General features: G+C 64.6%; 12 protein-coding genes. 10 read left to right on the top strand and 2 right to left on the bottom strand.

Annotated elements, in window-relative coordinates:
- Window positions 1-39: 39 nt before the first annotated feature.
- Window positions 40-288: a hypothetical protein gene (locus ACGF7Y_RS35540; protein ID WP_393242004.1), complete on the top strand. Its 249-nt coding sequence runs from the start codon at window positions 40-42 to the stop codon at window positions 286-288.
- A 927-nt stretch (window positions 289-1,215) separates the two neighbouring features.
- Here the strand turns inward: ACGF7Y_RS35540 and ACGF7Y_RS35545 are convergent.
- Window positions 1,216-1,338: a hypothetical protein gene (locus tag ACGF7Y_RS35545; protein WP_393242007.1), complete on the bottom strand. Its 123-nt coding sequence runs from the start codon at window positions 1,336-1,338 to the stop codon at window positions 1,216-1,218.
- 1,028 nt (window positions 1,339-2,366) lie between these two features.
- Here ACGF7Y_RS35545 and ACGF7Y_RS35550 point away from each other — a divergent pair.
- Together ACGF7Y_RS35550 and ACGF7Y_RS35555 are read left to right on the top strand one after the other, a co-directional pair.
- Window positions 2,367-3,185 carry a hypothetical protein gene (locus tag ACGF7Y_RS35550; protein WP_393242009.1) on the top strand — a complete coding sequence of 273 codons (819 nt, stop codon included), beginning with the start codon at window positions 2,367-2,369 and terminating at the stop codon, window positions 3,183-3,185.
- A 544-nt stretch (window positions 3,186-3,729) separates the two neighbouring features.
- Window positions 3,730-5,172 carry a flavin-containing monooxygenase gene (locus ACGF7Y_RS35555; protein WP_393242012.1) on the top strand — a complete coding sequence of 481 codons (1,443 nt, stop codon included), beginning with the start codon at window positions 3,730-3,732 and terminating at the stop codon, window positions 5,170-5,172.
- A gap of 639 nt (window positions 5,173-5,811) precedes the next feature.
- Here the strand turns inward: ACGF7Y_RS35555 and ACGF7Y_RS35560 are convergent.
- Complete coding sequence (locus tag ACGF7Y_RS35560; protein WP_393242015.1) at window positions 5,812-6,795, bottom strand: LacI family DNA-binding transcriptional regulator; 984 nt, start codon at window positions 6,793-6,795, stop codon at window positions 5,812-5,814.
- A 187-nt stretch (window positions 6,796-6,982) separates the two neighbouring features.
- Between ACGF7Y_RS35560 and ACGF7Y_RS35565 the strand changes: the two genes are divergently transcribed.
- The 7 genes from ACGF7Y_RS35565 to ACGF7Y_RS35595 all read left to right on the top strand — a co-directional run.
- Window positions 6,983-7,978: a substrate-binding domain-containing protein gene (locus tag ACGF7Y_RS35565; RefSeq protein ID WP_393242018.1), complete on the top strand. Its 996-nt coding sequence runs from the start codon at window positions 6,983-6,985 to the stop codon at window positions 7,976-7,978.
- Window positions 7,975-8,943 (top strand): ABC transporter permease, encoded by a 969-nt coding sequence (locus ACGF7Y_RS35570; RefSeq protein WP_393242020.1) that lies wholly within the window; start codon window positions 7,975-7,977, stop codon window positions 8,941-8,943. The genes ACGF7Y_RS35565 and ACGF7Y_RS35570 overlap by 4 nt, the downstream gene beginning before the upstream one ends.
- Before the next feature lie 7 nt (window positions 8,944-8,950).
- Window positions 8,951-9,721, top strand: coding sequence for an ATP-binding cassette domain-containing protein (locus ACGF7Y_RS35575; protein WP_393242023.1), 771 nt, complete (start codon window positions 8,951-8,953; stop codon window positions 9,719-9,721).
- Window positions 9,718-10,662 (top strand): ribokinase, encoded by a 945-nt coding sequence (locus ACGF7Y_RS35580; protein WP_393242026.1) that lies wholly within the window; start codon window positions 9,718-9,720, stop codon window positions 10,660-10,662. Before ACGF7Y_RS35575 ends, ACGF7Y_RS35580 begins: the two co-directional genes overlap by 4 nt.
- A gap of 25 nt (window positions 10,663-10,687) precedes the next feature.
- Window positions 10,688-11,074 carry a D-ribose pyranase gene (gene rbsD, locus ACGF7Y_RS35585; protein WP_393242029.1) on the top strand — a complete coding sequence of 129 codons (387 nt, stop codon included), beginning with the start codon at window positions 10,688-10,690 and terminating at the stop codon, window positions 11,072-11,074.
- 430 nt (window positions 11,075-11,504) lie between these two features.
- Window positions 11,505-11,774 carry an MBL fold metallo-hydrolase gene (locus tag ACGF7Y_RS35590; RefSeq protein ID WP_393242032.1) on the top strand — a complete coding sequence of 90 codons (270 nt, stop codon included), beginning with the start codon at window positions 11,505-11,507 and terminating at the stop codon, window positions 11,772-11,774.
- A 582-nt stretch (window positions 11,775-12,356) separates the two neighbouring features.
- A partial coding sequence (locus ACGF7Y_RS35595; RefSeq protein ID WP_393242035.1) for a TetR/AcrR family transcriptional regulator occupies window positions 12,357-12,596 on the top strand: 240 nt, incomplete at its 3' end.

Raw genomic sequence — 12,596 nt, forward strand, 5'->3', positions numbered from 1 at the left:
TCGCTCGAACACGGCGGTCCCGGATCTCGGCCACCCCCCGTGGATAGCGATCAGACCGCGCAATTCCGCGTGGAAATGTTTCTCGGCGGTTATCGAGACGGACATCTCGACGCTGCCTTCACTGACGGTAATGCCGACACTTCGGAGTGGTCGATATACCACAAGCTTTTATCAGTGGCGAACGTGCAGTTTCCCATTGCTGAGAAGATGAAACCAAAGCCCATGCGCAAATCTTTCTTCCGCGAGCAAAGCGACAGGACGATCGTCCAGTCGCGTGCTGATGGTTAGCCTGCCAGCCGTTCCGGCTTCCCGCAAGTGATACGCGAACCGCTCGTTGGTGGATAGATTCGATGTGACTCCACCGGCCCGCCGGAGGGGGAATCGGCCCGGTCTCGCAGCGCGGAACGAACGGTGCGAACGCTGGGCACCGAACATCTTTCCGCGATGTCATGCTCGAACACATACTTACGTATACCGATCGACCTGATCAGCAAACGTCACCCGAGACCTTCGGTGCCGCTGCGGATCCCGCCCTCGACCCCGCGCCGTAGCCGCCCGGAGCGCGCGGGGCCGACAGCGAACCACGCCACTCAGGGGTGTAACAACGACGTTGCTGACAACCGACCTAGACCACGCTTTTCGGGGAAAGGCTTCAAGCTCGGTTCCCCCGGATCATTTCCCGTCGAATCCTCCACAGAACGCCGCGGCAGTACTGCGAGCGTGCACACCCGTCACCGGAACTATTGGTGAACAAAATGTGCGGCCGACGCCCGAATCGTTTTGGCACGGCGAAGAAGCCCTGGCGGACACAATCGGAGAAATGCCAGGTTGCGCGCACCGCTTCCCGCCTCGCCGCACACTTGCCGGGCATCGAGATAATGTTCAGCGTTGATTGAACAAAAGTCCAGCGCCCTGTGCGAATGCTCGACCGAAGGGCGAACGGCGGCGACAGTGAATTCGACAACCGAAGGAGGGCGTTCTCTCGACCGCGACAGCGCTCAGGTCGGCGCGCATGACCCGCTCCTGCCTGCCGGCAGGCGATCGTCCCCATCCCGGTCGGGCCGGAGACGGCGGCTCGCTGCCACGGGCGGCGATGCGGCTGCACGTCGAGCAACCGCACCGTCGGCGTGTCGCCGTGTGCGCTCCCAGCGGACCGAGCGTATGGGTGAGAAGGATGCGGTGCTGATCGCCGTCGACGGCACCTCTACTTCTGGACTAGCGATCGTGATCGCTGCCGCGCTGCTGGAATCCTCGCCAGGTCGAGTTCGCGACCACGCCGCAGCTGGTGACCATGCTGAAGCGCGCGTTGTCGGCGAAGGCGCCGTTCGGGTGGTTCACCGCCGACGAAGGTTATGACCAGGTGAGTATCCGCGGGTGTGGCTGGAGCAACACGATGTGGGCGATGTGCTGGCACACCTTGGCATGCTCCCCGAGGCCCGCGTCGACGAGCCCGTGGTCGCGCCGTCGACACGAGCATGGCAGTGGATCTCGGCCGGTGCCAGTGCGCACGCGCCACGCCACTACGACTGGGCGCGGGTTTCGGTCCACATCGGTGGGACCCGGGACGCGGGCACTGACTCCTGGCGCGGGTACGCCCACCCGCCCCGGCCTGGCTCGCCGGATCGAAAGCCTTTGGCGCAACGAGGGATCGACGACAGTGACCAGAACACGATCGGCCGCACGCTTGTTCGTCTATCGGTAACCCCATCGCTACCTTCCAGAACACTGCCCCAACTACTCCCATCGTTGGGAATGTACGCGGTGCCACATGCTTGCCATGCTTCACGGAAGCGCCCGCTGCCAACTGAGGTGGGGGCAATTCGGCATCCAGTTTGCCGTGAAGTGTCGCCCAGGCATCGACGTAACGAGGACACAACCCAAGGAATACCTAGCATGACATCGTCATATGTCCGCGAGATCCGTCTGATTGCCGACAGTGTACTGGCAGTGCCGAACCGGTTCACGCCAGAGCGGATCTCCGCGGCATGCGCAGTGGAGTTCGGTGAGGTAGGATCCGTCGATCCTCATGCCCGCGAATTTCTGGCATACCCGGACTGTGGGCCATTCGCATCGATCGTGTTTCGTAGCCCGCCAGCGCTGGCAAGCGGGGCGAGTGCCCTGGTGATCATGCACGTCGCGAGTGATATTCGAATCACCCGAGCGAATATGGCCGCAAGGTTCGAATTGTCGATCGAGAGTGCACGGATCGACCCGAGAATTCCACCCGAAGGGACGGTGTCGTTCCTCTCGGAGCACGGGACGAGAGCGTTGTACGTCAGATTCGATGCCCGCTCACAGCTGCTTCGGGGTCTGTCGGTACATGAGAGCCTCGAACGATCTCCGCACCCCGGTACCGACGGCCTCCCATGAAGCTACTCCGCCAGCTCTTCCAGGGCCTCGCGGCCGGTCTACGCCGTGACTTCTCGAAAGCCTCGGAAGGCATGTATCGAAATTACCGTGATTTCAGCGGAGGAATCAACACTTCCGTCGCGGAATTAGTCGACGCCGATATCGCCGGACGGAACAGTCTCCGTGGGGGAACCTCGGAAGTTCCGGAGTACCTGAAAAGCCTGCAGCGGCTCGGCTACTCGGCATCCGTCGAGTCCGGACTCGGCCGGGAAGTCGATGAAATCGCCGAAATGTCCGAGGACCTCATTCGCAAAATCCAGGACGTGCGGCAGGGTGGATGGTCCATACGCTACGGGAGAAGGGGCGACGGAACATATGCCGACTACGACGAGAAGGCTATCGTTCTCGACGGCGATATGAAGGACAACGCCCTGGCATCCACGGATGCGCTTGCGCATGAGATCGACCACGCCCACCCGAGTAATCCCTACAACGACGCTCCATCGCCGCCGATGGGCCGAGCCCGGGCGGAATGGGTTGCCGATCATGTGGACCGATCGCTGCTGAACGAAGGCCATGCCGTGATGGCGCAGCTCACCGTACGGCATCAGATACTCCGGAACGGCGGACCCGACATAAACCACAGCGCCGCCGGAAAATATCTCAGAATTTATGAAAGGTATCGTGACGGAGAGTTCTCCCGCGACGAGGCGGAGCAGCGAGTAGCCGCTCACTATCGCTTCGAGACCGGCAGTCACAGCAATACGTCGTACGGTCGGAACCTTCGGGAATGGTACGAGGATTATTGGGACAGATGGATTGCGCAGACGTTTTAGGCGCACCGTGCCGAATGTACTGTGACGAGCCGAGCGGTGCCGCGGGACCATTCGAACGGCGAACAGAATGTCGTCGATACGCGCCGGCGTACCGGGTCCCGGCTGGGGCGGCTTTCCAGGCACTGTGATGTCGGTCCTTATCGCTGCCGAAGGCACCGGCAGCTACGGCGCGATCGCCGACGGCAAGTTCGAACGCACCGGCTACCGCGCAGTCCGGGCATCGGCACCGTCGGTAAACGGTTGCGGGGCAACGAGAAACGCGGCACGCTCGAGCTCGGCACCATGGCACGGCCGACACTCGCCACCGACCTCGACGACCTGCGCGATCGGCGCCGCGGCCAACTGCGGGCCGCACTGCGCATCCTCACTGTCGCCCGCGGTCGGATGGCCACCGAGCGAACCCGCACCGAAACACACTCAATGCCCCGACAGCAGACCCTGCGCTGTGGCATTCACCAACTGAGACTTCGCTGCGCCAGGTGCAACATCCACGACGTCGCGCATTGTGCTGCAGTACCTGAGGATACGGCGCTAGGCTGGATCTGTGGCTGTAGTCATCGTCGGTGCAGGATTCGGTGGGGTGGCGATGGCATTGGAGCTCGTGCGCTCCGGTCGCCATGATTTCGTCATCCTGGAGAAGGCATCCGAGGCGGGGGGAGTCTGGCGGGAGAACACCTATCCTGGTGCGGCATGCGACGTTCCGTCGCCGTACTACTCGTTCTCATTCGCCCCGAATCCGAATTGGCCGAGACGGTATTCGGAGCAGCGGGATATCAAAGACTACCTGAATCGTCTGATGGACGACTACGGTCTGCGCCCGCACATCCGGTTCAACACAGAGGTAACCGGCGCCGAGTTCGATGCGACAACGCGACGGTGGCGAATCGAGACGAACACTGGCGAGATTTTGGATGCCGACGTGTTGGTGCCCGCCACCGGCCAGCTGTCCCGACCGGCAATTCCGGCAATATCGGGCCGGGAGTCGTTTGCGGGCGTCAGCTTCCATTCCGCGGAGTGGAATCACGACTACGAACTCGCCGGCAAGCGGGTGGCGGTCATCGGAACCGGCGCGAGCGCCGTCCAGTTCGTGCCGCGCATCCAGCCGGTGGTGGCCGACCTGACGGTCTTTCAGCGATCGGCTCCTTACATCTTGCCGAAGCCGGACGCCGCGTACGGTCGTCTGCACCGCTTGACTTTTCGGCGGAGGCCATTGCTGCAAAGCGTGGAGCGGCTGCTGTGCTGGTCGGGTGGGGAACTCGGTGCCTTGGGTCTTGTGGGGGCTCGAAGCATCCGCCGCTTTGTCGGCTGGATCGCGAAATGGAATCTGCACATCCAAATTCCGGACGAGAAACTGCGGGCGGCGCTGACCCCGGACTATCCGATCGGATGCAAGTGTGTGCTATTCGGCAACAACTTCTATGCCTCGCTCACCGAAACCAATGTGCACCTGGTGACCGGGACAATCATCGAGCTCACCCCCCGAGGAATCCGGACTGCCGACGGTGTCGAGCACGAGGTCGACGCCATTATCTACGGGACAGGTTTCCTGGCGCAGGAACTATTGGCGCCGATGAAGATCCGAGATCACAACGGTCGCGACCTGCACGATGTGTGGGCCGCGGGCGTGCGGGCCTACCTGGGCATCGCGGTTCCCGGTTTTCCGAATCTGTTCATCATGTACGGCCCGAACACCAATCTCGGCTCCGGGTCGATCATCTACATGCTCGAACGCCAAGCGCGCTACATCCGCCAACTCATCGAGCATCTCGACGCTCGTCCGGGAACCGCGCTCGACGTTCGTGCCGACATCGAGCGACGCTATGATGCCGAGGTGCAGCGCAGGCTCGCCTCGACGGTATGGGCTTCCTGTGCGAGCTGGTATCGCTCCGAATCCGGTCGGATCACGGCGAACTGGCCCGGACTGGTCAGTGAATACGACCGACGCACCCGGCGAGTCGAGATCGCGGACTACCGGCTCATGTCGTAGGCAGAAGTTTCGGGCGGTCCAGCAGTGCCCGTGCCTCGTCCGAACTGGCTCGTTTCCCGACACCCCGCTACCTCGAGATCCGGCAACAGTGACCACCCGATGGCGACAGTCGTCGCTCTCGCCGCTTTCGCAGCGACCACGCTCTCAGTCGCGGCTGCAACAGCGCGGCCAACCCCGCGCCCTCCACGCCCGCGGCATCCAGCGCGGCGAACCTGGCCCCACAGCTCTGACCTCGACCGCAACAACAACGGCATCGCCTGCGAGTAGCCGTGCAGCGGGTCGGCCATCGACGTACTCCACCTGGCGACGGCCGTGGAGCTGTAGCGACGGAGAAGGTGTAGGCGGCCAGACGGAGGCTGCATCCGGCACTTTGCTGGGCGGCCGAGAAGGAGGGTCAGGTGAGGCCGGCGACTTCTTGGGCGATGGCCGCGAGCCAGGACGGTGGTCAGCCAGTCGACGGTGGCCGATGTGCGGTGATCGACCGCCGCGACCTCGCCACCACCTCGGGCAGCCCGGCGGCGGTGGCGAGGGCTTTGATGTAGCGGGCGCCCGTTGTTGCAAAACGGGTAAGACCCCCACTCAGGTCTCGAATCTGGCCGCCATCCTGAAGCCAAGGACCCCGCCCTCGACCAGTAGTCCTCAGAATTCGTCGGGACAACCGCATGAACCCCGCGTGTGAAGTACTGCTTCGAGATTTACCACTCCGGGGCGGGGCACGTGTTCATCGAGCTGTCGTAGCAGCAGATCAATCGCGGTCTCGCCCATGAGACGGGTGGGCTGGGCCATCGTGGTCAGGCCCGGGCGGGTATAGCGGGAGTATTCGATTCCGTCGAAGGCGACCACCGCGAGGTCGTCGGGGACTCGCAGCCCGGCATCGTAGGCGGCGCGGAGCATACCCATTGCCTGCAGGTCGCTGGTCACGAAAACCGCTGTGGGGCGGCGCGAATCGGCCATAAGATCGGCCAGCGCGCGGTAGCCCGCAGCACCGCCGAAATCCGTGCGCACGATACGTCCTTCGGCAAGTCCTGCGGCCGCCAGAGCATTTCGGTAGCCCTGCACGCGGTCCTCGGCAGTGGACACGTTCGGGCCGCTCAGGCAGGCGATTTCGCGGTGGCCGTGTCCGATGAGATGGGCGACGGCTTGTTCTGCACCTGCGACCGAATCGCACATGACGTGCGCGCAACGCGCCGGATCGATGACGCGGTCCAGCGCCACCAAAACCATGCCCGCCTCCTCACAGGCGTCGGCGATGCCGGTCTTCCAGGACGACGAAATCGCAAGCAGCCCCTCGACTCTGCGATCGATGAAGGTGCGCACATAGGCGCGTTCGCGATCTTCGTCACCGGCGGCATTGCCAACGAAAAGCGGATACCCCCGCGCGAAGGCAGCCGCCTCGATCACCGCGGACAGTTCGGCGAAGAACGGGTTGGCGCCGTCCGGAATCACCATGCCCAGCGCATGCCCGCGGTTCATGCGCAGGCTGCGCGCGGACATATTGGGCCGGTAGCCGAGTTCGGCGATGGCCGCCTCGATCCGGGCCTTGGTCGCGGGCGCGACCTGCCGCGGTCCGCCGTTGAGGACATAGCTCACCAGCGCCGGTGACGTACCGGCCAGCCGCGCCACGTCGGCTCGTGTGACTGCCATCGGAAATCTCTCCTTGCTCCGACCGTCCATCCAAGCACTCCGCATACGTGACTTGACAGCCGGTGACTCGGGTCACACACTACTCATCAACTCGCGTTGATCAACACGAGTTGATACCTGAGATGGATAGGTCGAACTGACGATGAATGCTCGATTCAGGCGTGCAATGGCGCCGCTTGTCCTCATCGGCGCGCTTGCTGCCGCTGCCTGCGGTCGCGGCGGACAGGACGGGAGCGATGGCGATTTCAAGATCGCGATCGTCACCCGGAACTTCACCAACCCCTACTGGGCGGCATTGCGTGACGGTGCCCTCGCGGAGGGACAGAGGCTCGGGGTGAAAGTCACGGTGCAGGCCGGACAATCCGAGACCGACGCCGACGGTGAGAACGCCCAGATCTCCACCCTGGCCGCGCAGGGCTACGACTGCTTCGGCGTGGTGCCGGTCAATGCCACGAATGTGATCACCCCGCTGACGCCGGTGGCGCGCAAGAACATTCCGATTCTCGATCTCGACACCCAGATCGATGCGAAGGCCTCCGCGCAGGCCGGGGTGTCGTATGCGAGCTTCATCGGCTCGGACAATCTCGATGCGGGCCGCATCGCCGGGCAGAAGATGCTCGAGGCGCTCGGCGGTACCGGCAAGGTCGCCATCCTGCAGGGCATCGCGGGCGAGCAGAACGGCATCAACCGCGACCAGGGCTTCACCGATGCCGTCGCGGGCAAGCTGGAGATCGTGCAGAAGGCGCCCGCCGACTACGAACAGGACAAGGGCCTGCAGGTCACCGAGGCGATTCTGAAGGCGCATCCGGATATCACGGGCGTCTTCGCAGCCAATGACACGATGGGCCTCGGCGCGGCACAGGCCATCAAGAACGCGGGCCGGACCGGCCAGATCAAGGTGATCTCCGTCGACGGCATCCAAGCCGCCCTCGACGCAGTCAAGGCGGGCACCCTGACCGGAACGGTGACCCAATACCCCTATGCCGAAGGACAACTCGCGGTGCAGAGCTGCCTTGCCGAACACCAGGGCAAGAAGCTGCCCGAGCGCGTGGTCTCCCCCATTGCCTTCATCGGCAAGGACAATGTCGACCAGCAGATCGCGGCGTTCCCGCGTCCGATCGTCGCCTTCGACAACCCGGTAGAAGGGCTGTTGAACAAGTGACCGCGGAGGCAACCGAAGAACTCCGCGCGCGTGAGGGGCACACGGAGATCCTCGCCAAGGTCGCCGAATTCGCGGCACCGCTCGCCCTGGTCGTGCTGTGGGTGGCGTTCTTCATCGCCACCCCGAACTTCCTGACGGCGGACAATATCGGTGATCTGCTCGTCGCCTCGACCATCCTCACTGTGCTCGCGCTCGGTCAGCAGTTCGCGATCACCGTCGGCGGCATCGATCTGTCGGTCGGCGCCAATCTGCCGTGGGCGGCAGCCGTCCTCGGGTATCTGGCCAGCCACGGCTACCCGATGGCGGTCGCCATCGGGACAGCGATCCTCGCCGGACTGGCGGTCGGCATCGTCAACGGCGTGCTGGTCGGTCGACTGCATATGACCGATTTCGTCGTTACACTCGGCATGCTGAGCGTGCTCAACGGCATCACCCTGCTGCTGACGCACGGCAATACCCAGGCGGTGAGTTCCCGCTTCCTGCAACGGCTCGCACTCGACGGCATCGGACCGGTGCGCTGGTTCTGGCTGCTGGCACTGGTCGCCGCATTGGTCGTGGCGGGCATCGTCTTCCGCACTCGGATCGGCACCCACTTGCTTGCCACCGGCGGACGACTGGAGGCCGCGCGCGACACCGGCATTTCGGTGAACCGGATCCGCCTGTTCGCCTACGCCATGTCCGGATTGCTGTGCGGCATAGCCGGTGTCATGCTGGTTGCCCGCAACGGCGGTGCGGATCCGTCGCTACAGACCACCTACTTGCTGAGTTCGATCGCCGCGGTGGTGCTCGGCGGTTCGTCGCTGTCCGGCGGCAAGGCGTCGGTGCTCGGCACCGTATGCGGTGCGGTGCTGTTCACCTCGCTGATCAACGGGTTCACCATTCTCGGCATCTCGCAGTACTACCAGCCCGTCGCCGTCGGCGCGGTGCTGCTGCTGGCCGCCGGGATCGCCCGCTTCCGAAAGTAGACCAAACATGACGATTCCATTGCTGGAGGCGCGCGAGCTCACCAAGTCCTTCGACTCGGTGCGTGCGCTGGCCGGGGTCTCGCTGAGGATTCCGGAGGGTGAGGTCACCGCACTGGTCGGCGACAACGGCGCGGGCAAGTCGACATTGGTGCGCTGCCTGACCGGCGTGCAGACACCGGATACCGGGCAGATCCTGTTCAAGGGCGAACCGGTGCGCCTGCGCTCACCGGAGGACGCCCGTAAGATGGGCATCGAGACCGTGTATCAGGATCTCGCACTCATCGACGATCTGGCCGTGTGGCAGAATCTTTTCCTCAACCGCGAGCTGGTATATCCGCTCGGCATCGTCAACCGCAGGGCGATGATCGCCCGCAGCGGCGAGATCCTGCGCGATCTGGATGTCGATGTGCCCTCGGTGCGCACGACCGTGCGCCGGATGAGCGGCGGACAACGCCAGAGCATCGCCATCGCCCGCGCGGTGGCCTGGGGCAAATCCATGGTGATCATGGACGAGCCGACCGCCGCGCTGGGCGTACGGGAGACCGCCGCGGTCGAGAAGTTGGTGCGCGGCCTGCGCGAGCGAGGGATCACCGTATTGATCATCAGTCACGATCTGGCACAGGTCATGCGGATCTGCGACAACGTCGTGGTCCTGCGACGCGGCAGATCCGTAGCGGCACATCGGATCGCCGAAGTGGACGGCGACCGGCTGGTCGCATTGATCACCGGTGCCGCACCCGGCAATCTGGAGATCACCCCGGACGGAGCCGAGTCGTGACGGTTGTCGTTCTCGGCTCGGTCAACCAGGACATCGTCTGTGAGGTGCAACAGCTGCCGAGGCCCGGCGAAACCGTGCTGGCACTGCGCTCGCGCACCAACCTGGGCGGCAAGGGTTCCAACCAGGCCGTAGCGGCGGCACGAGCCGGCGGCCGGGTCGAATTCATTGCCAGAATCGGCCGTGATGCCGATCCCGGACTTCGGAAAGCGTTGCGCGAGCATGGTGTCGAGCTGACTGCACTGCGCGAGGTGCAGGACGCGCGGACCGGAACCGCCTATATCACCGTCGCCGACGGCGAGAACCAGATCGTGGTCGATCCCGGTGCCAACTTCGGCTGGGAATCCGAATCCGAACTCGACACCATGGCCGAGGCCCACTTGCTGCGGTCGGCCGAAGTCGTCGTCGCACAGTTGGAAGTGCCGCCGAGCGTGGTCGAATGGGCTGCGCGGCGGGCGCGCCGGTTCGTCCTCAATGCCGCTCCGGCGACGACGCTGCCGGATGAGCTGCTGCGCCGCTGCCATCCACTGATCGTCAACGAATCCGAGCTGTCAGCGCTGACGGGAACCACCGCGCGGACGCCCGAGCAGGCATTCCACCTGGCCCGTACGCTGTGCCTGCGGGGGGTGGAGTCCGTCGTCGCCACATTGGGGGCCGCCGGGTCGGTGTGGGCGCACCGCTGCGATGCGCCGGCGCCGGTTTCCGGGGGATATCAGGCTGCGCCACAGGTGAATGCGATGGATTCCACCGGTGCGGGCGACGCCTTCGTCGGCGCGCTGGCCGTCGCACTCGCCGATGGTATGCCGCTCGGTGGCGCCGTGGCCTACGCCACCGCGGCCGGTGCACTCGCCGTCCAGACACCGGGAACCCACGCCTCCTACCCCACCGGCGACCAGATCGTCACGGCGCTCGCGGCCATCCCCATAGCCCAGCCCCTCGTATGACCCCTCTTCGACAAGGAATCGAACTTTGCGCACCAGCGGACTCATTCACGCCGAATTGCTCGCCGCACTCACGGCGCTGCGCCATACCGACCTCTTCGCCGTCAGCGACTCCGGTCTGCCGGCACCCGTCGGCGTGCCGGTCATAGACCTGGGCATCAGTTACGGACTTCCCCGGTTCGAGCCGATCCTCGAGCTGATCCTGGGAGAGGTAACTGTCGAAGCCGCCTGGGGCAGCCGCGACGTCGCGGACACTAACCCGGAGGCCGCTACCCTGCTCAGCGGCCTCAACGCCGAGTTGATCGACCACGACGACTTCAAACAGCGCATCGGAGCCTGCCGGTTCGTGGTGCGCACCGGCGAGGCCCGGCCGTACGCCAATGTGTTGCTGCGGGCCGGGGTGCCCTGGCTGTAACGCTCGGACATGGCTCGGAGGAAGCGGTAGAGATGGACCTCACGGCCGGGCTGCTGCACGGATTCCCGGTAAGCGGTTCCGGAAGCCGGAAGAACTCCGACCAGGTATGTACCGCGGCCAGATCCCACTGCCGTGAGGGAGGGCGCCCAGAAGGTGACGTGTGTGTAGGGATCGGCATCGGCGCCGAGGCGCTCCGGCGTGGGTCGCTGTCGTGGGGATTACGATCAACGCGATGACGACTCGTTCTGTTCAAAGATTGGGGGTTCCATTCGTGCAAGGTGAGTGCTGATGCTCACTCACGTCGCGAATGGGGTCGACTCCCGTTTTTCCTTCTGACGTCCCGCACCGACACCGGCCAGGCAAGGAAGCCTGGCGGCAGCTTCGCCGGGCGGCCCAGTCGTTTCGAGCTGCTGATGGATTTCTCCCAGACATGCTGTCGCAGTTGGTGATCGGTGGACCGCTCAACAAAAGCGGAGGGGACGCTGATCGACAGCGGTCCGCCGGAGCGATCGAGCAAGGTCTTCGCGCTTTGGGTTTCGCCTCCGACCAGGCGCGACGGGTGATACTCACCCATGCCCACGACGACCACATCGGCTCAGCCGACCTCGCCGAATGGGGAGCCGAGATCTGGGCCCATCACGCCGATGCCGATATCGTGCGGGGCGAGCGTCCGCAGCCGGCACCGGTGTTGCGCGATTAGGAACGTCCGATCGCCGAAGCTCTGGAACTGGGCCCACCTCCGCGTCCAGCCCCGGTCCACCGCGAGCTACGCGGCGGCGAGGTGCTCGACTTCGGCGGCGGCGCCGAATCCTCCATGTCCTTGGACATACCGCGGGCAGCCTGGCGTTGCATCTGCCACATCACCTCGTGCTGTTCACCGGTGACACGCTGGCCAACGTTCGCGGTGTCACCATGCCAGGCGTATTCAACCTCGATAGCGCGGCGGTCGACACGACCGCGCATGGGTAGACCGCACTGGACGTCGATATCGTCTGCGTCGGCCGCGGTGACGAACTGATGAGCGAGCCGCTGCGCACGTGCCGGAGTCAGCGGTCGGCACACCGACGCCGACAGGTCATGGGTACGGACAACACCGGTCTCCTTCCGCTTCCCGACCCGACAACACCCCCGGCATGGTCGAAATGCCCCATGCGCACCGTCCGAGCCAGCGGGAGCGGAGGCGAACCCGCTGACATCCCGTCCCCGCGATCGCACTGGATGCCTGAACTACGGGATGTCAACGATGTAGGTCTACACTAGTCACACACCATCGGAGATTCTGATGACGAGGGAGGCATCCGAGATGGCCGAAGTTCCGATCGATCGCCCGAGCTCTCGCTCTGGGAACCGACGGCCCGACCGCGCCGCCACCGGCCGGGGCAACGGTGCGATCACCAGGACGACCGTGCTGACCGCGGCGCTCGAGATCATCGATCGGGACGGTGTCGATGCGCTGTCGATGCGGCGGTTGGCCGAGGCGGTCGGGCGGGATCCGATGGTGATCTACCGGCATGTGCCGAAC

The organism is Nocardia sp. NPDC047654 (assembly GCF_043205035.1).
GTDB lineage: Bacteria > Actinomycetota > Actinomycetes > Mycobacteriales > Mycobacteriaceae > Nocardia.